Below are 22,201 nucleotides of genomic sequence, written 5' to 3'. Positions count from 1 at the left end.
ATCAACGCGACGCGGCCCGCGATCGAAAGTGATCGCGGGCCGCGCCTTGCGTTTGTTCAGCCGATCAGACAGATCAGCGGTACGCCCCGAAGTCGAAGTCGTCCAGCGGGACGGCCAGACCACTCGCCGGGCCGAACCCGTAGTCGGTCTCGCCGTAGGCGGCGGTCATCGAGTAGACCTTCGCCTTCGCCTCCTCGGTCGGCTCCACCCGGATGTTGCGGTACTTGCTGATGCCGGTACCGGCCGGGATGAGCTTACCGATGATGACGTTCTCCTTGAGGCCGATGAGCGAGTCGCTCCGGCTGTTGATCGCCGCTTCGGTGAGCACCCGGGTCGTCTCCTGGAAGGAGGCGGCCGAGAGCCACGACTCGGTGGCGAGCGACGCCTTCGTGATACCCATCAGCACCGGACGTCCGGCCGCGGGCTCGCCGCCCTCGGACACGACACGACGGTTCTCCGACTCGAACTGCGCCCGGTCGACCAGCACACCCGGCAGGAACTCGGTCGCGCCGGAGTCGATGACCGTGACGCGCTTGAGCATCTGCCGAATGATGATCTCGATGTGCTTGTCGTGGATCATCACGCCCTGCGAGCGGTAGACCTCCTGGACCTCCTGGGTCAGGTGGACCTGCACGGCCCGCGGCCCGAGCACCCGGAGGAGCTCGTGCGGGTCGATGGTGCCCTCGGTCAGCTTCTCGCCGACCTCCACGTGCGCACCGTCGTGCACCCGGAGGCGTACGCGCTTGGAGATCTTGTCGTGGACGATCTCGTCGCTGCCGTCGTCCGGCACGATGATGATCTTCCGCGACCGGTCGCCGTCCTCGATCCGGATCCGGCCCGGGGTCTCCGCGATCGGCGCCTTGCCCTTGGGCACCCGCGCCTCGAAGATCTCCTGGACACGGGGCAGACCCTGGGTGATGTCCTCACCCGCGACACCACCGGTGTGGAAGGTACGCATCGTCAGCTGCGTACCGGGCTCACCGATGGACTGGGCCGCGATGATGCCGACCGCCTCGCCGACGTCGACCGTCTTACCGGTCGGCAGCGACCGCCCGTAGCAGGCGGCGCAGACGCCGAGCTTGGACTCACAGGTCAGCACGCTGCGGACGCGTACCGTCTCGACACCGGCCTTGACCAGCGCGTCGATGACGATCGAGTTGAGGTCGACACCCGCGTTGGCGACGATCTTGCCGCTGCTGTCGGTGATGTCGTCGGCGAGCGTACGCGCGTGGGCGCCGGTCTCCGCGAACTCGTGCACGACGACCGTGCCGTCGGCCCGCTCACCGACGTGCACCGGGATGGCCCGGTCGGTGCCGCAGTCCTCTTCGCGGATGATGACGTCCTGCGAGACGTCCACCAGACGACGGGTCAGGTAACCCGAGTCGGCGGTACGCAGCGCGGTGTCGGCCAGACCCTTGCGGGCGCCGTGGGTGGAGATGAAGTACTCCAGCACCGACAGACCCTCACGGAACGAGGACTTGATCGGGCGCGGGATGATCTCACCCTTCGGGTTGGCCACCAGACCACGGATCGCGGCGATCTGCCGCAGCTGGAGCAGGTTACCGCGGGCGCCCGAGTGGATCATCTTCCACAGCGAGCCCTCCTGCGGCAGGGCCGTCTCCATCTCCTTGGCGACCTCGTTGGTCGCCTTGGTCCAGATCTGGATCAGCTCGCCCCGGCGCTCCTCAGAGGTCATGAGACCGCGCTGGTACTGCTTGTCGATCCGCTCGGCCTCCTTCTCGTAGCGCTCGAGGATGGCCCGCTTGGCCGGCGGCTGGACGACGTCCTCGATGCCGATGGTCACACCGGACCAGGTGGCCCAGTGGAAACCGGCCTCCTTGAGGGCGTCGAGCGTCGCGGCCAGGGCGACCTTCGGGAAGCGCTCGGCGAGGTCGTTGACGATCGCCGAGAGCTGACCCTTGCGGATCTCGTAGTTCACGAAGCGGTAGCCGACCGGCAGGGTCTCGTTGAACAGGACCCGGCCGAGGGTGGTGTCCACGACCAGCGGCTGGCCGGGCTCCCAGTCCTCCGGGGCCTCCCATTCGGGCTGACCCGCGCCGTTGTCGACACCGATCAGGCCGTCGAGACGGATCTTGACCGGCGCCTGCAGGTGCAGCTCGCCCTGGTCGTACGCCATCCGAGCCTCGGCGTCCGTGCTGAACGCCCGGCCCTCGCCCGCCAGCCCTGTCCGCAGGTGCGTCAGGTGGTAGAGCCCGATCACCATGTCCTGGGTCGGCATGGTGACCGGCTTGCCGTCGGCCGGCTTGAGGATGTTGTTCGAGGACAGCATCAGGATCCGGGCCTCGGCCTGCGCCTCCGCCGACAGCGGCACGTGGACCGCCATCTGGTCGCCGTCGAAGTCCGCGTTGAAGGCGGTGCAGACGAGCGGGTGGATCTGGATCGCCTTGCCCTCGACCAGCTGCGGCTCGAAGGCCTGGATGCCCAGGCGGTGCAGGGTGGGCGCGCGGTTCAGCAGGACCGGGTGCTCGGTGATGACCTCTTCGAGGACGTCCCACACGACCGGCCGCTGACGCTCGACCATCCGCTTGGCGGACTTGATGTTCTGCGCGTGGTTCAGGTCGACCAGGCGCTTCATCACGAACGGCTTGAACAGCTCCAGCGCCATCTGCTTGGGCAGACCGCACTGGTGCAGCTTCAGCCGCGGGCCGACGACGATGACCGACCGGCCGGAGTAGTCCACGCGCTTGCCGAGCAGGTTCTGGCGGAACCGGCCCTGCTTGCCCTTGAGCATGTCGGACAGCGACTTCAGCGGGCGGTTACCCGGTCCGGTGACCGGACGGCCGCGCCGGCCGTTGTCGAACAGCGCGTCGACGGCCTCCTGCAGCATCCGCTTCTCGTTGTTCACGATGATCTCGGGCGCGCCGAGGTCGATCAGACGCTTGAGGCGGTTGTTGCGGTTGATCACGCGACGGTAGAGGTCGTTCAGGTCGCTGGTGGCGAAGCGGCCACCGTCGAGCTGCACCATCGGGCGCAGGTCCGGCGGGATGACCGGTACGCAGTCCAGCACCATGCCGAGCGGCGAGTTGTTCGTGTTCAGGAACGCAGCGACGACCTTGAGTCGCTTGAGCGCCCGGATCTTGCGCTGGCCCTTGCCGGTGCGGATGGTCTCGCGGAGATCGTCGGCCTCGTTGCTGAGGTCCATGTTCTCCAGCAGCGCCTTGATCGCCTCGGCGCCCATGCCACCGGTGAAGTACTCGCCGAACCGGTCACGCAGCTCGCGGTAGAGCAGCTCGTCGGTGACCAGCTGCTTCGAGTCCAGCTTCCGGAAGGTGTCGAGCACCTCGTCGAGCCGGTCGATCTCCCGCTGGGCCTTGTCCCGGATCTGGCGCATCTCGCGCTCGCCGGACTCCTTGACCTTGCGGCGTACGTCGGCCTTGGCGCCCTCCGCCTCCAGCTCGGCCAGGTCGGCCTCGAGCTTGGCGGCGCGCTTCTCGATCTCGGCGTCCCGGGCGTTCTCCGCCTGGCGCTTCTCCGCGAAGATCTCGTTCTCGATCGTCGAGAGGTCGCGGTGACGCGCCTCGGTGTCGACGCTCGTGATCACGTACGACGCGAAGTAGATGATCTTCTCGAGGTCCTTCGGAGCCAGGTCGAGCAGGTAGCCCAGCCGGCTCGGGACGCCCTTGAAGTACCAGATGTGCGTGACCGGCGCGGCCAGCTCGATGTGGCCCATCCGCTCACGACGCACCTTGGACCGGGTCACCTCGACGCCGCACCGCTCACAGACGATGCCCTTGAAGCGGACCCGCTTGTACTTGCCGCAGTAGCACTCCCAGTCCCGCTGCGGGCCGAAGATCTTCTCGCAGAAGAGTCCGTCCTTCTCGGGCTTCAGGGTGCGGTAGTTGATGGTCTCGGGCTTCTTGACCTCGCCGTGCGACCAGCGTCGAATGTCTTCCGCGGTCGCCAGGGCGATTCGCAGCTCATCGAAGAAGTTAACGTCGAGCACTTAATTTCCTTCTGGCTCGTTCTTGCCTAAATCGTCTTCGTGGGGTGTGCCGGGGGCCTCGCGGCCCCCGGCGGCACCTTGATCAGACTTCGTCGACGCTGATCACGCCTTCGTTGGGCCGGCGGGACAAGTCGATGCCCAGCTCCTCGGCCGCACGGAACACCTCGTCGTCGGTCTCCCGCATCTCCAGGGCGACGCCGTCGCTGGAGAGGACCTCCACGTTCAGGCAGAGCGACTGGAGTTCCTTGAGGAGAACCTTGAACGACTCCGGGATGCCCGGCTCCGGAATGTTCTCGCCCTTGACGATCGCCTCGTAGACCTTCACCCGGCCGAGGACGTCGTCGGACTTGATGGTGAGCAGCTCCTGCAGCGCGTACGCCGCGCCGTAGGCCTGCATCGCCCAGCACTCCATCTCACCGAAGCGCTGACCACCGAACTGCGCCTTACCACCCAGCGGCTGCTGCGTGATCATCGAGTACGGACCGGTCGACCGAGCGTGGATCTTGTCGTCGACCAGGTGGTTCAGCTTCAGGATGTAGATGTAGCCCACCGCGATCGGGTCCGGCAGCGGCTCACCGCTGCGGCCGTCGAACAGCTGGGCCTTGCCGGAGGCGCCCACGAGCTGCTGGCCGTCGCGGTTCGGCAGCGTCGAGGCGAGCAGACCGGTGATCTCCTCCTCCTTGGCGCCGTCGAAGACCGGCGTGGCCACGTTCGTGTCGGGCTCCGACTCGTGGGCGTCGATCGACCGGAGAGCCTTCTTCCAGTCCTCGTCCTCGCCCTCGATCTTCCAGCCGGTCTTGGCCACCCACCCGAGGTGGGTCTCCAGGACCTGCCCGATGTTCATTCGCGAGGGCACACCCAGCGGGTTGAGCACGATGTCGACCGGCGTGCCGTCCTCGAGGAACGGCATGTCCTCGACCGGAAGGATCTTGGAGATGACGCCCTTGTTGCCGTGGCGGCCCGCGAGCTTGTCACCGTCCTGGATCTTCCGCTTCTGGGCCACGTAGACCCGGACCAGCTCGTTGACGCCCGGCGGCAGCTCGTCGCCGTCCTCGCGGGAGAACGTGCGTACGCCGATGACCGTGCCGGTCTCGCCGTGCGGCACCTTCAGCGAGGTGTCCCGGACCTCCCGCGCCTTCTCCCCGAAGATCGCGCGGAGCAGCCGCTCCTCCGGGGTCAGCTCGGTCTCGCCCTTGGGCGTGACCTTGCCGACCAGGATGTCGCCGGGGACGACCTCGGCGCCGATCCGGATGATGCCGCGCTCATCGAGGTCGGCGAGCATCTCCTCGCTGACGTTCGGGATGTCGCGAGTGATCTCCTCCGGACCCAGCTTGGTGTCCCGGGCGTCGACCTCGTGCTCCTCGATGTGGATCGAGGTGAGCACGTCCTCCTGCACGAGGCGCTGCGACAGGATGATCGCGTCCTCGTAGTTGTGGCCCTCCCACGGCATGAACGCGACCAGCAGGTTGCGCCCGAGCGCCATCTCGCCCTCGTCGGTGCAGGGACCGTCGGCGATGACCTGGCCGGCCTCGACGCGGTCGCCCTCGAAGACGACGGGCTTCTGGTTGACGCAGGAACCCGAGTTGGAGCGGCGGAACTTGTGCAGCAGGTACGTGCGGCGGTGGCCGTCGTCCTGGTGGACCGTCACGTAGTCGGCGCAGAGGTCCTCGACCACACCGCCGACCTCGGCCACGACCACGTCGCCGGCGTCGACCGCGGCCCGGTACTCCATGCCGGTGCCGACCAGCGGGGACTCCGCCTTGACCAGCGGCACGGCCTGACGCTGCATGTTCGCGCCCATCAGGGCCCGGTTGGCGTCGTCGTGCTCGAGGAACGGGATCATCGCGGTCGCGACCGACACCATCTGGCGCGGCGAGACGTCCATGTAGTCGACCTGCGTCGGCGCGACGAAGTCGACCTCGCCGCCCTTCCGGCGGACGAGCACGCGGTCGCCGACGAAGTGACCGTCCGCCATCAGCGGCTCGTTGGCCTGCGCGATGACGTGCCGGTCCTCCTCGTCCGCGGTCAGGTAGTCGATCTGGTCGCTCACACGACCCTCGACGACCTTCCGGTACGGCGTCTCGATGAAGCCGAACGGGTTGACCCGGGCGAAGGTGGACAGGGCGCCGATGAGGCCGATGTTCGGGCCTTCCGGCGTCTCGATCGGGCACATGCGGCCGTAGTGCGACGGGTGGACGTCACGGACCTCGAAGCCGGCGCGCTCCCGGGACAGACCACCCGGGCCGAGCGCCGACAGTCGGCGCCGGTGGGTCAGACCCGCGAGCGGGTTGGTCTGGTCCATGAACTGGGAGAGCTGCGACGTGCCGAAGAACTCCTTGATCGCGGCCACCACGGGGCGGATGTTGATCAGGGTCTGCGGCGTGATCGCCTCGACGTCCTGGGTCGTCATGCGCTCGCGGACGACGCGCTCCATCCGGGACAGGCCGACGCGGACCTGGTTCTGGATGAGCTCGCCCACCGTACGCAGACGCCGGTTGCCGAAGTGGTCGATGTCGTCGGCCTCGTAGCCCTCTTCGCCCACGTGCAGGCGGGCGAGGTACTCGACGGTCGAGACGATGTCTTCCTCGGTCAGGACGCCGGTGGTGATCGGGACGTCGATCTCCAGCTTCTTGTTGAACTTGTAGCGACCGACCTTCGCGACGTCGTAGCGCTTCGGGTTGAAGAACAGGTTGTCGAGAAGGGTCTGCGCGTTCTCCCGCGTCGGCGGCTCGCCCGGACGCAGCTTGCGGTAGATGTCGAGCAGCGCCTCGTCCTGGCTGGCGATGTGGTCCTTCTCCAGCGTGGTCATGAGCAGCTCAGACCAGCCGAAGCGCTCCCGGATCTGGTCCGCGGACCAGCCGATCGCCTTCAGCAGGACGGTGACGGCCTGCCGGCGCTTGCGGTCGATCCGCACGCCGACGGTGTCGCGCTTGTCGATGTCGAATTCGAGCCAGGCGCCCCGGCTCGGGATGACCTTGACGCTCGTCAGGTCACGGTCGGAGGTCTTGTCCGGCTCCTTGGTGAAGTAGACACCCGGAGAACGGACAAGCTGGGATACGACGATCCGCTCCGTGCCGTTGATGATGAAAGTGCCCTTCGGCGTCATCATCGGGAAGTCACCCATGAACACCGTCTGGCTCTTGATCTCGCCGGTGGTGTTGTTGGTGAACTCCGCGGTAACGAAGAGAGGCGCGCAGTAGGTCAGGTCCTTCTCCTTGCACTCCTCGATCGAGGCCTTGACCTCTTCGAAGCGCGGGTTGGAGAAGGAAAGCGACATGGTGCCGGAGAAGTCCTCGATGGGACTGATCTCTTCGAGGATTTCTGCGAGGCCCGAGCGGGCGTGCTGATCAGCTGCCGAGCGGGTCTGCCAAGCCTCGTTGCCGACCAGCCAGTCGAAGGACTCGGTCTGGATGGCGAGAAGGTTGGGGACCTCTAGATGTTCGGTGATCCTGCCGAAGGAGATCCGGCGGGGAGCGAAAGCGCTCGACGTACGACTGGTCTTCGCAGGGCGGGAAGTTGCCAAGATACGTCCTTCCGAGGACCGATGGTGCAACGGCCGTTACGCGTGCACTCCAACAACCCCTGATCCGGAACTACCGCGCGGAAAGTCCGCGGGGAAGTCATCCCAGGCAGGGGCAGATAGAAGGGCAGCGCAAACTAGCAGTGTAGCCGGAAGGCACGCCGCTGTAAAGTCGCCACGGCAAAACCGGGCCAGACGTGTCGCACACCACCCTAACCCAGCGGGGCGACAGTTTCCCTCGAACCGAACGGGGCAAACCGTCTCAGGCGCTTTGGCGGCGACTGTCCTCTCTTCTGGCAACCAGCGTGTTGTTCTGACATCAGCGTGCCCTCCGCCGCCTGCCACGTCAAGACCATGCCGCATAACAGTGTGGGCGTGGCATCATGAGCCGTCGGCGAAGCCTGGCGAATCCACCCGCAGACCCCCCGCTGACCGGCCGAAAGACCCGTCGAGGAGCCATGACTTCGAACGTGCTGACCTCGCCCGCGACACGCCGGGCGCCCGCCCGCCAGACCCTCCGGCGGTACCTTCCGGCCCTGGTCGCGTGGGGTGTCGGGGCCTTCGTCTTCCTTCTGACGACGGCGTACCACTATCGCGTGCTGGGCACCGAGCCGCGGCCGGCCAAGCTGATCTTCGAAGACTGGCTCATCTGGGACTCCGGCCACTACCTCGACATCGCCGAACGCGGATACGACACCTTCGAACGGCACGCCTTCTTCCCGGCGTACCCGCTGCTTCTGCACGCGAGCGACTATCTGCCCGGCGGGCAGCGGGTGGCCGGTCCGATCATCACGATGCTCGTCGCGCTCGGGGCGCTGATCCTCCTCCAGCGGCTGGCCGAGCACGAGTTCGACAAGGCGGTCGCGCGGCGTACGGTCTTCTATGTCGTCGCCTTCCCGACCGCGTTCTTCCTCTACGCCCCGTACAACGAAGGCCTGTTCATCCTCTTCGCGGTCGGCGCCCTCTATGCGGCCCGCCGGGGGAACTGGTGGGTCGCGGGGCTCCTGGGCGGTCTGGCTGGCACTGTCCGGCTCTTCGGGCTGCTCCTGCTGCTGCCGCTGGCGTACGAGTATCTGCGGGTGCATCGCCGTCCCCGGTGGTCTGCGCTCGCGCTTTTCCTGGTCCCGGCCGGGCTTCTGGCGTACACCTTCTATTGCTGGCGGACCACCGGCGACCCGCTGGCCTTCGCGCACGCCCAGGACCACTGGCATCGGGCTTATCAATGGCCCGGCGTGCCGCAGTGGCACGCGCTGCGGCTGATCGGCGAGCAGCCGCTGCTGAGTGCGCGCAGCCTGCTCTACGTGCAGCAGCTCGCGCTGTTCGGGCTCGGGCTGATCACGCTGGTGCTCGCGGTCGTGGGGCCGTTCCGGTTCCGCGCCGACCAGCGCTATCTCCTCGTGTACGCCGCGGCGCTGTTCCTGCCCCTGGTGATCACCGAGGTGGGACCCGACGACCCGCTGGGTTCCCTGCCCCGGTTTCTCCTGGAGATCGTCCCGATCTTCCTGGTGCTGGGCCGGATCGGGGCGAAGGAGCTGCTGGACCGGTCGCTGCTGCTCGCTCTGATGGCGCTGAACGTGATCAACATCCTCACGTTCCTCAACCGGGACACCTTCGTCTCCTGAGTACGCGAAAGGGGGCCGTGGCTGTCCACGGCCCCCTTTCGACAGGTGTTACTTGAGCGTGACGCCCGCGCCCTCGGCGTCGAGCTTCGCCTTGGCCTTGTCGGCGGTCTCCTTGTTGACCTTCTCGAGGATCGCCTTGGGGGCGGCCTCGACGAGGTCCTTGGCCTCCTTCAGGCCCAGGCCGGTCAGCTCACGCACGACCTTGATGACCTGGATCTTCTTGCCACCGTCGTTCTCGAGGACGACGTCGAACTCGTCCTTCTCCTCGGGGGCCTCGGCCGCCGCGCCGCCGGCGGCGGGCGCGGCAACGCCGACGGCGACCGGCGCGGCCGCGGTGACGTCGAAGGTCTCCTCGAACTGCTTCACGAACTCGGAGAGCTCGATCAGGGTCATCTCCTTGAACGCGTCAAGGAGCTCCTCGGTGCTCAGCTTCGCCATTGTTTGGCGTCCTTTCTCAAACTACGAAAATCGTGGGTCCACGGTGCCGAACGCCCGGAGGGCTTACTCGGCACCTTCCTGCGCGCGCTTGTCCTGCAGTGCGGCGACCGTGCGAGCGGTCTTCGAGAGCGGGGCCTGCAGCACGGCCGCGGCCTTGCTCAGGTTCGCCTTCATGGCGCCGGCCAGCTTGGCTAGCAGCACCTCGCGGGACTCCAGGTCGGCGATCTTGGTGACCTCGGCCGCCGTGATCGCCTTGCCCTCGAAAACGCCACCCTTGATGACGAGCAGCGGGTTGGCCTTCGCGAAATCACGAAGGCTCTTCGCAGCCTCGACGGGGTCGCCGGAGACGAAGGCGAGCGCGGTAGGACCGGTGAACAGCGCATCGAGGCCATCGATGCCAGCCTCGGTCGCGGCCCGCTTCGCGAGCGTGTTCTTCGCGACCGTGTAGCTGGTCGTCCGGCCCAGCGAGCGCCGCAGCTCGGTCAGCTGCGCCACGGTCAGTCCGCGGTACTCGGTGAGCACGGTGGCCGGCGAGTTGCGGAAGTTCTCGGTGAGCTCCGCGACCGCGCCCGCCTTGTCGGCCCGAATCGGCTTGTCCGCCATGTCCCTCCTCTCTCCTGCTTCGAGCTGGTCAGGTCGCGCCCGGTAACCCGGGCTGGGAGGAACCGTGAAAAGCAAAACGCCCCGGCGCAGGCGCACGGGGCTTCTTCGGCGCTTTCGCGCCGGGAGCAAATCCGTCATCCTGCGCGGGCCGCCCGCCTGTCGCGGGGCCTTCGACCACGCCCTTGCGGGCGCGATGACCAGCGGTCTTTGGGTGAAACTCCAGCAAGAGTACGCGGAGCGCCCCGCCGATGCCAAATCGGCCCGCCTATGACGTGAGACACCGGCGCCCTCTATCCGGCAGCTCGCGGCCGACCTCGGGGTCGGCCCGGCTGCTGGGCGCGGACGACGTGGCGATCCTCGAAAGTGTCAGGGGTTCCCTGTAGAAAAAGCGACAGAGGCTTGAGCGCCACGGGGGAGCTCAAGCCTCTGTCTACGTCGGACGGCGGGTGGCGGTCAGGCCTCCGCGCCCTCGTGGAAGTTCCGCGTCACGTTCGGGTCGACCGGGACGCCGGGGCCCATGGTCGTGGTGACGGTGATCTTCTTGACGTACTTGCCCTTGGCCGCGGACGGCTTGGCCCGCTGGACCTCGTCGACGACCGCGGCGTAGTTGTCGATCAGCTGCTCGGCCGAGAACGACGCCTTGCCGATGATCAGGTGGAGGTTGGAGTGCTTGTCCACCCGGAAGGTGATCTTGCCACCCTTGATCTCGTTGACGGCCTTGGTGACGTCCATCGTGACGGTGCCGGTCTTCGGGTTCGGCATGAGGCCGCGCGGGCCCAGGATCCGCGCGATCCGGCCGATCTTGGCCATCTGGTCCGGCGTGGCGATCGCCGCGTCGAACTCCAGCCACCCCTCCTGAATCCGGGCGACCAGCTCGTCGGTGCCGACGACGTCGGCCCCGGCGGCTTCCGCCTCGGCAGCCTTCTCACCGGCGGCGAACACGATCACGCGAGCGGTCTTGCCGGTGCCGTGCGGCAGGTTGACGGTGCCCCGGACCATCTGGTCCGCCTTACGCGGGTCGACACCGAGGCGCATCGCGACCTCGACCGTGGCGTCGAACTTGGTGGGGCTCGTCTCCTTCGCCAGCTTGATGGCGTCGGCGGGGGCGTAGAGCTTGGTGCGGTCGATCTTCTCGGCCGCCTGCTTGTAAGCCTTGCTGTGCTGCATCTCTGCTTAATCTCCTGTGGTCTGCAACGAGCCGCGTGGGGCGGCTCTCCCACGGCACCCGGCGAGCGGGCGCCTTGAGGTCACTCGCTGACGGTGATGCCCATCGACCGGGCGGTGCCGGCGATGATCTTCATGGCCTGCTCGACGTCGTTGGCGTTGAGGTCGGCCATCTTCTTCTCGGCGATCTCCCGCACCTGGGCGCTGGTGACCTTCCCGACCTTGTCCTTGTGCGGAACGCCCGAGCCCTTGGGCACGCCGGCCGCCTTGATCAGCAGCTGGGCGGCGGGCGGGGTCTTCAGCACGAAGGTGAAGGAACGGTCCTCGTAAACGGTGATCTGCGCCGGAACGACGTCACCGCGCATCGAGTCGGTCGCGGCGTTGTACGCCTTGACGAACTCCATGATGTTCACACCGTGCTGACCGAGCGCGGGACCGACCGGCGGAGCCGGAGTCGCCGACGCAGCCTTCAGCTGAAGCGTGAACGTCTTGACGATCTTCTTCTTCTTCGGAGGCATGTCTCTTCCTGGGCTGTATGGGCAGGGTGCGGCCGCATCCCGCCCGGGGTGGTTTTCACCGGACCGGCCTGTTCGGCGCGCACGGTCAGCGCACCTGTTCACAGGCCGGACGTTCCATGATAACGCCGATGAATTCGATCTCCGAACCCGCCCCGAAACTGAGATGAGCATCCATTCGGGCGGCGGCACTCGCGTCAGCCGACTCGCGTGAGCCGGCTGACGCGACTTGATCGGCTAGATCTTGGAGACCTGGTTGAAGTTCAGCTCAACCGGCGTCTCGCGGCCGAAGATCGAGACCAGGACCTTGAGCTTCTGCTGGTCGGCGTTGATCTCGTTGATGGTGGCCTGCAGCGAGGCGAAGGCGCCGTCGGTCACCGTGACCGAGTCGCCGACCTCGAAGTCCAGCACCTTGACCTCGACCTTGGCCTTCTTGCCAGGCTCGGCCACGGCCGCCGGGGCGAGCCACTTGAGGACCTCGTCGAGGCTCAGCGGCGCGGGACGGTCGGCCCGGTCGGTCGCGCCGACGAAGCCCGTCACGCCAGGCGTGTTGCGGACGCAGGAGTAGGACTCCGGCGTCAGGTCCATCCGGACGAGGATGTAGCCCGGGAACACCTTGTTGGTGACGACCTGCCGCTTGCCGTTCTTGATCTCGGCCTCTTCGCGGGTCGGGACCTCCACCTGGAAGATGAAGTCCTCCATGTCGAGGCTGGTGATCCGGGTCTCGAGGTTCGTCTTGACCTTGTTCTCGTAACCGGCGTACGAGTGCACCACGTACCAGTCGCCAGGGGCGAAGCGAAGCTTCTGCCGCAGCTCGGCGACCGGGTCGAAGGGAGCGTCGTCGTCCGCCGGCTCGACCACGGCCGTCTCTTCGGCCTGGTCTGCGACCTCCTCGGTCACGGCGGTCTCGTCGTACTCAGCCACGCTCGCTCACTTCCGTCACATCTGTCACTTAGGGTTGCCGAAGATGTACAGCACACCCTTGGCATAACCGAGATCGAGGAGGCCGACGAGCGTCATCATGATCGCAACGAATACCACCACGACAGCGGTGTAGGTCAGCAGATCCTTGCGCGTCGGCCAGATGACCTTGCGCAGCTCGCCGATGACCTCACGGAAGAACAGCCAGATCCGGCGCAGGCCGAACAGGCCCCGGCCCTCCGAGCGCTTGGCCGCCTTGGCATCCTTGGCGTCCTTCTTCGACGCCGCCTTGGCCGACTTCGTGCCGGTCGGGCTCTCCTCGGTCAGCTCGGCGTCGTCGTCGACAGCGTCGTCGAACACGTCCTCGACGTGCTCGGCCGCGGCGCCCTCGCCACGTCGATTGCTCTCGGCCACTTCGCCCTACTTCCGTGTCGCGGGGGTGGGAGTGCTTGTTTCCGCACTCAGTCACACGCTAGCCGAACGCCCGCCGAATCGCGCCTGCGTTGGCTGGAGGCCAGGCCCCGCTCCGGAAGGCATCAAGCCGCAGGGGCGACAGGACTCGAACCTGCAACCTGCGGTTTTGGAGACCGCTGCGCTACCAATTGCGCCACACCCCTGTGCGGAAAGCACACCCTGACCGGCGGCGTGCACCACTGGCCGGGGTCACTCACCCCACGGCGGACCAGTGTACGGGTAGGCGTCCCCGTTGCCAACTCAGGTACGCCGCCGGACGTGATTTCGCGTTCACACAGCAGAAAGACCGGCGACCCAGAAGGGTGCCGGTCTTTCCGAAAGCTGCAGGCGAAGCCGCTGGATCAGCGGGTCTCGCGGTGCGCGGTGTGCTTGCCGCAACGGGGGCAGAACTTCTTCAGCTCGATGCGGTCCGGGTCGTTGCGGCGGTTCTTCTTCGTGATGTAGTTACGCTCTTTGCAGTCCACGCACGCCATGGTGATCTTTGGACGTACGTCAGTCGCCTTAGCCACAGCAGTGCCTTCCTGAATGAGCTGTGCATTACGAGGTCTCAGCGTAGGAGAGAACCCCGCTGAAACGCAAAAGAGCGAGTCACTATGTGACGACGCTCAAGTAGCGGTGGCCGGACTTGAACCGGCGACACAGCGATTATGAGCCGCTTGCTCTACCAACTGAGCTACACCGCTGGGCGCGGGCTGTCCTGGGACACCCGGGTCGAGCCCCCTTACGGAATCGAACCGTAGACCTTCTCCTTACCATGGAGACGCTCTGCCGACTGAGCTAAGGGGGCGTGCGCCACGCTTACCGCGCCGCGCGCCTTGGTAAGAGTACACGGCACCCCCGCTTCCGCGAAATCGGGTTGGCCCTTCGGCTCTCCCCGCGTTTCGTGGCGGCCGTCAGCCCACCGCACGCAGGCGCCGGACCTCTCCGCCAGGCGTCGGTTCGCCGTCCGTCCGCGCCCCCAGCCAGGCCTCCAGGCGCTCGTAGGGCAACGGGCGGCTGAAGAGGAAGCCCTGGCCGATGTCGCAGCCGATCTCGGCCAGCAGATCCAGCGTGAGTTCACTCTCGACGCCCTCCGCCACGACGGCGAGCCCGAAGTGCCGGGAGATGTCCACGACGGCCCGGACGATGGCAAGATCGCCGGCGTCGGTCGCCATGCCCTGCACGAACGAGCGGTCGATCTTCACCTCGTGCACCGGCAGCCGCCGCAGATAGGACAGCGAGGAATAGCCGGTCCCGAAGTCGTCCACCGAGAGGCGTACGCCCAACTCGTAGAGCCGGCGCAGAGTCGGCAACGGCCGGTCCTCCTCGCCGACGAAACCGTCTTCGGTGATCTCCAGCGTGAGTCGATCCGGCGACACCGCGTACTCCCGGAGGATTTCGTCGACCCGGTTCGGGAACTCGGTGTCGAGCAGCGTACGCGCCGACAGGTTGACCGCCACGCCGAGCGGCCGCCCGGCGTCGATCCACTCCCGCGCCCGCCGCAGACCCTCCCGCAGCACCGCCTCCGTCAACCGGCTCAGTTGCCCGGTGTGCTCGGCGACCGCCACGAAGTCCTCCGGCGCCACCGACCCGTGCGTCGGATGCTCCCAGCGCGCCAGGCACTCGACGCCGACCAGATGACGATCCCGCAGGTCCACCTTGGGCTGGAAGTAGACCTCCAGCTCGTTGTTGTCCAAGGCCCGCCGCAGGTCGCCGGCCAGCCCCAGCCGGCGTACCGACCGGGACTCCATGCCCAGGCTGAACAGCTGCACCCCGTTCGCGCTCGACTTCGCGGCATGCGTAGCCAACTCGGCCCGCTGCAACAAGGTGGCCGGATCGGTCCCGTGATCGGGATGCACGACGATGCCGACCGCGGTGTCCACGTCCAGCGTCAGCGTCCCGAAGCTCAACGGCTGCTGCAACTGCTTACGGAGGCTCGTCGCCAGGCTGGTCGCCGCCTCGGCACTCGGGATCCGCAAAGTCACGACGAACTCGTCACCGCCGACCCGGCCCACCAACGCCCCGGGGGCCGCCGCACTCCGCAGCCGAGTCGCCACCTCACCGATCAGGCGGTCGCCCGCGGCGTACCCGAGCGAGTCGTTCACGTCCCGCAGGGAATCCACGTCGAAGAACAGGACCGCGACCACCTCACCCGGCGCGCGGACCTTCACCGACTCCTCCAGCGCCGTCGTCACGCGGCGGCGGTTCGGCAGCCCGGTCAACGCGTCGTGGTACGCGTCGTAGCGCAGCCGGTCGACGAGACGCGAGTTCTCGACCGCGACCGCGGCATGCGCCGCTACCGCTTCGAGCAGCTTCACATCTCCGGGGACGAATGTCACCGTATCGCCGAGGCGACCGGCGACCTCCAGCGTCCCGATGACAGCCGATCCTGTCCGCAACGGAACGATGATCGCGTCTTTCCCACCGGCCGACTGCAGCTCCGTCAGCTCGTCGCTTTCGCCGAAAGCGGACCCCAGGGCGAGCGTCTCACCGGTCTCGAACACGCGGTGGCGCAGTTGGTCAGGCGTTACAACCACATCTAGCAGGCCGAGAGATTCGACCTTGGCACTGAGGAGAACCTCTGGGTATCGGCCTTGCTCCGGGACCCACAGCGAGGCGTATTCCGCCGAAAGCAGCGAGCGCACCCGTGCCAGTAGCACGTCGATCAAGGTGCCGTCGTAGCGCGTGTCCGCGATGGCCCTTGTCAGTTCATAGATTGCGGTCAACGCATTGTGTTGCCGAAGGAATCCCGCATAGGACCGGTACGCCACCACGAAGCCCGCGCCCAGGATGCCGAAGAGCAGAAGGGCGAACACACTCTGCGCCCAGAGGACCAGGACCACCATCGCCACGGTCATGTTGACGAGCGCAAGCACCAGGCCAGAGATGGCCGTACTGGACATGACTCGCTGCGGAATTCGGCCTTGGACGATGGTGATCACGCCGGTCACGGCGAACATCGAGACGAAGTGACTGGTCAGGCCGGCTGCGTAAAGCGCGATCCAGGTACGTGGCGAGTCGGCCGACAAGTCCCCGAAAAGATGCAGCACCAACTCGGCGAAGACAGTGCACGCGCCCGCAGCGGCGACGTTGAATGCCGCCTTTACGGGCGGCATCTTCCGCCTCATCTGGCTGAGGGACGTTGCAGTAACGCGGACGAGGATCAAGGTCACGGGCGGGAGGAAGAAGAGTCCCAGAATGAAAGGGATCTCCACCAAAGACGCCTGAAACGACTGTCGACGCACCTCGAAATGCATCCGGACCATGTCGGCCCACAGGAACAACACCAGGAAAAGTAGGCCGAGAAGCCATTTTCCGGTCGCGTCTCTATTGCTTGCCGCGAAAACCGCAGTAAGAACAACGGCTACCAGCGCCAACGGCCCCGTGACTAGCCAGGCAAGCTCAGACGACCGTCCGGATCTCGCCCCAGCCACACTCGTCTCCGCTCAGCCGTTCGCAGCGTCAGTCCGTGATGTCGGCTCAGCCCCACTCGAAGTCGCCGAGGAGCTGCACCGACGGCAAGGAATCGACCTGCGTGGCCGCCGGAGCGGGCTCAGTCGGCCCGGCGCCCCACTCGAAGTCATCTGCACTGGCGATGTTCGGCGCGGCCAGGACTCCACCGAGGACGAGAGCAAACGCGCCCATAATCAAGCGGCGACGAACCTTATCGGTGTTCATCGGCGGCTCCTGACATCGTTACGGCGTCTGCGTTGGGCATGGGGGCTCAACGGATAGTGCCACATTAGCGCGTGGCAAGGAAAGCCCCAACGCGGAGCCACCGCATGGACTTGCGCGGTTTCGTCCCTTAGCGCGGAGAATGTCGACAGTCGGAGGACCCCGGCCGGGTCCGACTGTTCCGTTCAGTCCGACCTGTCCGACTCTGAGTCTTGCTCACAGTAAGCGGGCAAATTCAGGAAGTCAACGGTAGTTGGTGAACTGGAGCGCGACTCCGAAGTCCCCCGACTTCAGCAGAGCAATGACTTCCTGCAGCTCATCCTTCTTCTTGCCGGTCACACGAAGTTGATCGCCTTGAATCTGCGCCTGGATACCCTTGGGACCTTCGTCACGGATCTTCTTGGTGATCGCCTTGGCCTTCTCCTGATCGATGCCCTGGATGATCTTGCAATCGATCTTGTACCCCTTGCCCGACGTCTTCGGCTCACCGGCGTCCAGGGACTTCAGGGAGATGTTCCGCTTGATCAGCTTCTCCTTGAAGACCTCCAGCGCGGCCCTGACCCGATCCTCGGTCTCCGCCGACAGCGTCACGGCCTCCTCGCCGGCCCAGGAGATCGAGGCGCCGGTGCCACGGAAGTCGAACCGCGTGCCCAGCTCCTTCTCCGTCTGGTGCAGCGCGTTGTCGACCTCCTGGCGGTCGACCTTGCTGACGATGTCGAACGACGGGTTGGCAGCCATCTTCCCTGCTCCTCGTGGACTGGCCGCCCGCAAGACGGCCGATCTTCATGGACTGGAGATATGTACGGTTCATCAGCCTATCGGGCCGCCCCACCGGGTTGGGAGGTGAGCCGGGCAACCCGGTTGCACAATCGCCCTCCGGTACCGCTATCCTTTCTCAAGTCACCGCGCCCGGCGCTCCGGCGGAGGGTGTGGCGACGGCTTTGGCGGGTTGCCCGAGTGGTCAATGGGAGCGGACTGTAAATCCGTCGCGAAAGCTACGAAGGTTCGAACCCTTCACCCGCCACAGTCGAAGAGCCCCTGGCATCTGCCAGGGGCTCTTGTCGTTCGGTGCCCAAGCGAGCACCGAAGATCCCGGGTCGTATCTCAGGTATATGTCACGCCCGTACGGTGCCCTTCGGCAGGAGGCGGCCGAACGGGGGGCCGCGACTTCACCGAACGGGTCGCGGCAAAGTCGGATCGTCTCCAGCCAAGAATGCTTCCACGACGCGGTCGTACGGCTCACCGACCCGCGCGAAGATCGTCGCAGCCAGTCTCATCTCGTGCCTGGACCGCTCTGTTCCCCGCAGCGCGATGACTTCGAGTCGGAGAGCAGGACGGCGAGCATCTGCCGCTGTTTGCGGGTCGCCGGAGCGACCTCGTTGTCGCCCGTTGCCGGCGCCAACGGCCCCAGCAGACGAAACACGAGAAGAGGGTACCGAGATCGATCACCCGCCGCGGGGAACGATCAGGGTCGCAGGGACACGACACGCCGCTCGATCACGCGCATGAGTTCATGATCGCGCAGAGAAGGTCGAGGGCGGGGGCAGGGGCGGCGCATGCAGGGAAAGAGGCCGCCTCCAGCCCGGGTGGGCGGGAGGCGGCCTCAGCGAAAGGGATGAGGTCAGCGGGCGTACTGGATGGGGCCGGAGTTGGCCGCCATCAGTTCGAGCCGGCGGACGCGCTCTTCCATCGGCGGGTGCGTCGAGAAGAGGTTGGCGATGCCGCCGCCCTTGAACGGGTTGTCGATCATCAGGTGCGCGGTGCTCGTCAGGCGGTTGTCCGCCGGGAGCGGCAGCTGCTGCGTACCCATGTGGATCTTGCGCAGGGCCGAGGCGAGCGCGAGCGGGTCGTTGGTGAGCGAGGCGCCCGACTGGTCGGCCTGGAACTCGCGGCTCCGGCTCACGGCCAGCTGGATGACTGACGCGGCCAGCGGGCCGAGGATCAGCATCATCAGGAAGACCGCCGGGTTGGGGCCGTCTTCGTCGTCGCCGCCCATCGGGATGAACCAGGCGAGGTTGGCCAACATGGTGATGATGCCCGCGAGGGCGCCCGCCACGCTGGAGATCAGGATGTCGCGGTTGTAGACGTGTGACAGTTCGTGCCCGATCACGCCGCGCAGCTCCCGGTAGTCGAGGATGCGCGTGATGCCCTCGGTCACGCACACCGCGGCGTTCTGCGGGTTGCGGCCGGTGGCGAAGGCGTTGGGCTGCGAGGTGGGGCTGACGTACAGCCGGGGCATCGGCTTGCCCGCCTGCTGCGAGAGCTCCCGGACCATCTGGTACAGCGCGGGGAATTCCTGCTCGGTGACCGGCTGCGCGCCCATGGAGCGCAGCGCCAGTTTGTCGGAGAAGAAGTAGCTGACGCCGTTCATGACCAAGGAGAGGACGACGGCGATGACGAGACCCGTGCTGCCGCCCAGCCAGTACCCGACCGCGAGGATCATCGCGGTCAGCAGGCCGAGCAGCGCGGCCGTCTTGAGCCCGTTGTGGCTGTGCACGATCACTCCTGTTCGATACAGCCGGGTGACGACCGCGGTGGTCGCCTCCCTTGCCAGGTGTCAACTGGCGGCCTGCGCCACATCATCCCCGATTGGGCTGAGAATCGCCTGTGAGCAGCGGCCGCACCTGCGGGATTAACCACATCTTTCCCCCAATACTTGGGCAATAAGGGCTGCTTCCGGAGACTTGAGGCATGGCCACCACACGCGTATTCGCCTCGGCTCTGCCGTCCGGCTCGCGGCGTACCTGGCGGGCCAGGCTTCGAGACAGCTGGCCGGTCGTCCGCCCGATCGCCGTGCAGATCTCCCTCGCAGCCATCGTCGCGACCGCGCTGGCGCTCCTGCTCGGCCACCACACCTTCCCGGTCTTCGCCCCGCTCTTCGCGGTCACGACCATGGAGCTGATTTGTGCTCCGAGACACCGCCGGGCCGTCGAAATGGTGTTCGGAGTCGCCGTCGGAGCACTGCTCACCGCGATCGTCGGACCCAGTTGGAGCACTCCGCACGTCTTGATCGACGCCGCCGTCGGCGCCGGCACCGCGCTGGCGGTCGCCTGGTTCACGACGCCCCGTGCCCCGATCAGTCTGGTCAATCAGGCGGTCGAGCCGCTGCTGACGAGCATCACGGGCAACCTGCGCGCCCTGTCGCTCGCCCTGCGCGAGCGGGACACCGCAGCCGCGGGATCGGCGGTCTACGCCCTCGTCGAGACCGACGTGTGGCTGCAGCGCCTGGAGGAAGCGCTGTTCAGCGTACGCCGATCGGCGTTCCTGCTCCGCTGGACGACGGGACAGCAGCTCGCGCCGCACACCACTACTGCCACCGAGATCGGGTACGCCGTCCGCCACGTCCGCAACCTCGCTCAGCACGCCTGGTGGGACCTGCTCCGGTCAGGTGAACAGGTGCCGATCGCGCTGCCCCAGGCGCTCGACGCGCTGGCGGACGGCACCGGCATGCTCCGGGAGGAACTGGACCGCGAAGGCTGCCTGCGCAACGTCCGCCCGCTGCTGGTCTCGGCCGCACAGTGGGTGACGATGCTGCGCGAGGAGCACCTGAGTCTGGCCGCGGCCGGGGTCGCCGCCAGTGCCGACGCCGCCGTGCAGCATCTGCTCGTCGCGACGGGGGTACCGCCGGCCGAGGCGGACGCCCTGCAGCATCGGCGTACGCCGGTCGCCGCCTGACCATGATCATTGCGCCAGCCATGTTGCTTCATCGGGCATTTCGCTGCCGGAAACAGCATGGCTGACGCAATGATCACGTTACGGCGGGAAGCGTCACGCGGAAGGAGCAGGTCAGGCCGTGAGCGCGCGGCGGGCGAGGATCGTTCCGCCCGCCACGGCCGCCGGCATCACCAGGACCGCGCCGAGCGGGATCAGGAAGCAGAGGAAGACGCAGGCGCCGAAGCCGACCGCAATCCACCGCTGCTCACGGAGTCGCGCGACCCGGTCCCGGAAGGTCAGGCCACGCCGGGAGAAGGCGACGCCCACGAGTTCGACCGCGAGGAACCAGCCGCCGACCAGCGCGCCCACGACGGGGATGACGGTCTGGCCGACGATCGGGATGAACCCGGCGAGGAACAACGGGATGCCGAAGACCGCGGAGACGAGCATGAGCCGCAGCGAGTCCCGCAGGCCCCGGGACAGCTCCTGCCACAAGGTCCGGTCGACCTCGTCCGGTACGCCGCCCAGCGAGTTTTCCACCTGCTCGGCGATCTTCTCGTAGAACGGGTCGCCGATGAGCAGGGTGATCGCCGTGAAGGAGACCGCCCAGAGCAGCAGCGCGACACCGACCAGCCCGACTCCGGCAGCGATCCGCGTCGCCGTACGCCAGCCGGCGGACCAGTCGTCGGCGAACCACGTGACGGTGGCGCTCAGATCGTCCACGAAGTACAGCAGCAGTCCGAAGAGGAATGCGAACAGCAGCAGGGTGATCAGGGCCGGGATGATGCCGAGCACGACCAGCCCCGGATTGCGTCCGTAGATCTTCAGGCCGCGGCCGAAGATGCGTACGCCCTCGAACAACTGCGCCACCATGGTCGCGCAGCCTATCCGACACGCCGGGGAGCCACCGGGGCGAGCCGCCAGAAGTGCGGTCGGCTAGACGAGGCGTACGCGAACCCGACGGTTCGCCTTGCCCTTGCTCTCCACCTTCACCACCTGCACTTTGCCGACCGCCGCCGTCGAGGCGACGTGCGTACCGCCGTCGGCCTGCACGTCGAGGCCGACGATGTCGACGATGCGGATCTCCGCCTCGTCCGCCGGGATCAGGTTGGACTGCGTGCGGATGATGTCGGGCAGGGCCAGTGCCTCGTCACGGGCGAGCACCTTGGTGACGACCTTCCGGTCCGCCATGATCTCGGCGTTGACCAGCTCTTCCAGCCGGGCCTTGAACTCGCCGGGTACCTCGGGGAGGTTGAAGTCCATCCGGGCCTCGCCGGGCTCCATGTTGCCGCCGGTCACCAGGGCGCCGAAGTCACGGAACACGACGCCGCAGAGGATGTGCAGCCCGGAGTGCGTCCGCATGAGCAGTGACCGCCGCTCGTCCTCGACCGCGCCGACGACCTGCGTTCCGACCGGCGGGACAGGGTCGCCCTCGACCGGGATCAGGTAGAGGTCGTCGCCCTTGCGCGTCCCGGCGATGCGGGTCTGCACTCCCTGCCAGAGCAGCACGCCGTGGTCCGGCGGCTGGCCGCCGCCACCCGGGTAGAACGCCGACCGGTCCAGCACGATCCCGGTCTCGGGGTCCGCGGCCACCACGGTGCACTCCCACTCACGCAGGGTGGGGTCCAGCAGGTCCAAGCGATCGGTACGCCCATGGCGCGTCACACCCATG

The 22,201-nt window shown here is 66.9% G+C and carries 18 protein-coding genes and 4 tRNA genes; 3 read left to right on the top strand and 19 right to left on the bottom strand.

Annotated features, from left to right (window positions below; genetic code table 11):
* Positions 1-73: 73 nt before the first annotated feature.
* Both AB0H43_RS30890 and AB0H43_RS30885 read right to left on the bottom strand, forming a co-directional pair.
* Positions 74-3,964, bottom strand: a complete 3,891-nt coding sequence (locus AB0H43_RS30890) for a DNA-directed RNA polymerase subunit beta' (RefSeq protein ID WP_360005082.1) — start codon at positions 3,962-3,964, stop codon at positions 74-76.
* Between the two features lie 82 nt (positions 3,965-4,046).
* Complete coding sequence (locus tag AB0H43_RS30885; protein ID WP_360005080.1) at positions 4,047-7,487, bottom strand: DNA-directed RNA polymerase subunit beta; 3,441 nt, start codon at positions 7,485-7,487, stop codon at positions 4,047-4,049.
* A gap of 455 nt (positions 7,488-7,942) precedes the next feature.
* On the opposite strand from AB0H43_RS30885, the gene AB0H43_RS30880 reads away from it, so the two are divergent.
* Positions 7,943-9,106: a mannosyltransferase family protein gene (locus tag AB0H43_RS30880; protein ID WP_360005079.1), complete on the top strand. Its 1,164-nt coding sequence runs from the start codon at positions 7,943-7,945 to the stop codon at positions 9,104-9,106.
* Positions 9,107-9,154: 48 nt separating this feature from the next.
* On the opposite strand, the gene rplL is transcribed toward AB0H43_RS30880, so the two are convergent.
* The 13 genes from rplL to AB0H43_RS30815 form a co-directional block, all read right to left on the bottom strand.
* Positions 9,155-9,544 (bottom strand): 50S ribosomal protein L7/L12, encoded by a 390-nt coding sequence (rplL, locus tag AB0H43_RS30875; protein WP_360005077.1) that lies wholly within the window; start codon positions 9,542-9,544, stop codon positions 9,155-9,157.
* A gap of 63 nt (positions 9,545-9,607) precedes the next feature.
* Positions 9,608-10,147: a 50S ribosomal protein L10 gene (gene rplJ / locus AB0H43_RS30870; RefSeq protein ID WP_360005325.1), complete on the bottom strand. Its 540-nt coding sequence runs from the start codon at positions 10,145-10,147 to the stop codon at positions 9,608-9,610.
* A 453-nt stretch (positions 10,148-10,600) separates the two neighbouring features.
* The gene (gene rplA / locus AB0H43_RS30865; RefSeq protein WP_360005075.1) at positions 10,601-11,314 is read right to left on the bottom strand and encodes a 50S ribosomal protein L1; all 714 of its coding nucleotides are present in this window, start codon (positions 11,312-11,314) and stop codon (positions 10,601-10,603) included.
* 80 nt (positions 11,315-11,394) lie between these two features.
* A complete protein-coding gene (gene rplK / locus AB0H43_RS30860) occupies positions 11,395-11,829 on the bottom strand; it encodes a 50S ribosomal protein L11 (RefSeq protein WP_360005073.1) in 435 nt (144 codons plus the stop codon).
* Positions 11,830-12,063: 234 nt separating this feature from the next.
* Positions 12,064-12,726 (bottom strand): transcription termination/antitermination protein NusG, encoded by a 663-nt coding sequence (gene nusG, locus AB0H43_RS30855; RefSeq protein ID WP_360005323.1) that lies wholly within the window; start codon positions 12,724-12,726, stop codon positions 12,064-12,066.
* Between the two features lie 48 nt (positions 12,727-12,774).
* Positions 12,775-13,161 carry a preprotein translocase subunit SecE gene (gene secE / locus AB0H43_RS30850; RefSeq protein WP_360005071.1) on the bottom strand — a complete coding sequence of 129 codons (387 nt, stop codon included), beginning with the start codon at positions 13,159-13,161 and terminating at the stop codon, positions 12,775-12,777.
* 130 nt (positions 13,162-13,291) lie between these two features.
* Positions 13,292-13,364 (bottom strand) — tRNA-Trp (locus tag AB0H43_RS30845).
* A gap of 198 nt (positions 13,365-13,562) precedes the next feature.
* On the bottom strand, positions 13,563-13,730 hold the full coding sequence (gene rpmG / locus AB0H43_RS30840; RefSeq protein ID WP_018347744.1) for a 50S ribosomal protein L33: 168 nt from the start codon (positions 13,728-13,730) through the stop codon (positions 13,563-13,565).
* A gap of 101 nt (positions 13,731-13,831) precedes the next feature.
* Positions 13,832-13,904, bottom strand: a tRNA-Met gene (locus tag AB0H43_RS30835).
* Between the two features lie 31 nt (positions 13,905-13,935).
* Positions 13,936-14,008, bottom strand: a tRNA-Thr gene (locus AB0H43_RS30830).
* Between the two features lie 106 nt (positions 14,009-14,114).
* Complete coding sequence (locus AB0H43_RS30825) at positions 14,115-16,316, bottom strand: bifunctional diguanylate cyclase/phosphodiesterase (RefSeq protein WP_360005069.1); 2,202 nt, start codon at positions 16,314-16,316, stop codon at positions 14,115-14,117.
* A gap of 364 nt (positions 16,317-16,680) precedes the next feature.
* Complete coding sequence (locus tag AB0H43_RS30820) at positions 16,681-16,878, bottom strand: hypothetical protein (RefSeq protein ID WP_360005067.1); 198 nt, start codon at positions 16,876-16,878, stop codon at positions 16,681-16,683.
* Between the two features lie 240 nt (positions 16,879-17,118).
* Positions 17,119-17,613: a YajQ family cyclic di-GMP-binding protein gene (locus AB0H43_RS30815; protein ID WP_360005065.1), complete on the bottom strand. Its 495-nt coding sequence runs from the start codon at positions 17,611-17,613 to the stop codon at positions 17,119-17,121.
* Positions 17,614-17,818: 205 nt separating this feature from the next.
* Here AB0H43_RS30815 and AB0H43_RS30810 point away from each other — a divergent pair.
* A tRNA-Tyr gene (locus tag AB0H43_RS30810) sits at positions 17,819-17,899 on the top strand.
* Between the two features lie 249 nt (positions 17,900-18,148).
* Here the strand turns inward: AB0H43_RS30810 and AB0H43_RS30805 are convergent.
* Complete coding sequence (locus AB0H43_RS30805) at positions 18,149-18,298, bottom strand: hypothetical protein (protein ID WP_360005063.1); 150 nt, start codon at positions 18,296-18,298, stop codon at positions 18,149-18,151.
* Positions 18,299-18,496: 198 nt separating this feature from the next.
* Positions 18,497-19,372 carry a zinc metalloprotease HtpX gene (gene htpX, locus AB0H43_RS30800; protein ID WP_253758395.1) on the bottom strand — a complete coding sequence of 292 codons (876 nt, stop codon included), beginning with the start codon at positions 19,370-19,372 and terminating at the stop codon, positions 18,497-18,499.
* Positions 19,373-19,566: 194 nt separating this feature from the next.
* Here htpX and AB0H43_RS30795 point away from each other — a divergent pair, with 194 nt between their 5' ends.
* Positions 19,567-20,550 carry a hypothetical protein gene (locus AB0H43_RS30795; protein ID WP_360005061.1) on the top strand — a complete coding sequence of 328 codons (984 nt, stop codon included), beginning with the start codon at positions 19,567-19,569 and terminating at the stop codon, positions 20,548-20,550.
* A gap of 111 nt (positions 20,551-20,661) precedes the next feature.
* On the opposite strand, the gene AB0H43_RS30790 is transcribed toward AB0H43_RS30795, so the two are convergent.
* Together AB0H43_RS30790 and AB0H43_RS30785 are read right to left on the bottom strand one after the other, a co-directional pair.
* The gene (locus AB0H43_RS30790; protein ID WP_360005059.1) at positions 20,662-21,402 is read right to left on the bottom strand and encodes an EI24 domain-containing protein; all 741 of its coding nucleotides are present in this window, start codon (positions 21,400-21,402) and stop codon (positions 20,662-20,664) included.
* Positions 21,403-21,465: 63 nt separating this feature from the next.
* Positions 21,466-22,200 carry an alanyl-tRNA editing protein gene (locus AB0H43_RS30785; protein WP_360005057.1) on the bottom strand — a complete coding sequence of 245 codons (735 nt, stop codon included), beginning with the start codon at positions 22,198-22,200 and terminating at the stop codon, positions 21,466-21,468.
* Position 22,201 lies beyond the last annotated feature (1 nt).

The sequence above is a fragment of the Hamadaea sp. NPDC050747 genome (assembly GCF_040654195.1).
Taxonomy (GTDB): Bacteria; Actinomycetota; Actinomycetes; order Mycobacteriales; family Micromonosporaceae; genus Hamadaea.
This window is presented reverse-complemented; position numbering and strand designations above follow the sequence as displayed.

Bases quoted from the DNA above. Each gene is read 5' to 3' on its own strand.
- rplJ (WP_360005325.1), bottom strand. From the start codon at position 10,147: ATGGCGGACAAGCCGATTCGGGCCGACAAGGCGGGCGCGGTCGCGGAG.
- AB0H43_RS30825 (WP_360005069.1), bottom strand. From the start codon at position 16,316: ATGCCGCCCGTAAAGGCGGCATTCAACGTCGCCGCTGCGGGCGCGTGC.
- AB0H43_RS30820 (WP_360005067.1), bottom strand. From the start codon at position 16,878: ATGAACACCGATAAGGTTCGTCGCCGCTTGATTATGGGCGCGTTTGCT.
- AB0H43_RS30790 (WP_360005059.1), bottom strand. From the start codon at position 21,402: ATGGTGGCGCAGTTGTTCGAGGGCGTACGCATCTTCGGCCGCGGCCTG.
- rplA (WP_360005075.1), bottom strand. From the start codon at position 11,314: ATGCAGCACAGCAAGGCTTACAAGCAGGCGGCCGAGAAGATCGACCGC.
- rplL (WP_360005077.1), bottom strand. From the start codon at position 9,544: ATGGCGAAGCTGAGCACCGAGGAGCTCCTTGACGCGTTCAAGGAGATG.
- AB0H43_RS30815 (WP_360005065.1), bottom strand. From the start codon at position 17,613: ATGGCTGCCAACCCGTCGTTCGACATCGTCAGCAAGGTCGACCGCCAG.
- AB0H43_RS30795 (WP_360005061.1), top strand. From the start codon at position 19,567: ATGGCCACCACACGCGTATTCGCCTCGGCTCTGCCGTCCGGCTCGCGG.
- AB0H43_RS30785 (WP_360005057.1), bottom strand. From the start codon at position 22,200: ATGGGTGTGACGCGCCATGGGCGTACCGATCGCTTGGACCTGCTGGAC.
- rplK (WP_360005073.1), bottom strand. From the start codon at position 11,829: ATGCCTCCGAAGAAGAAGAAGATCGTCAAGACGTTCACGCTTCAGCTG.
- AB0H43_RS30880 (WP_360005079.1), top strand. From the start codon at position 7,943: ATGACTTCGAACGTGCTGACCTCGCCCGCGACACGCCGGGCGCCCGCC.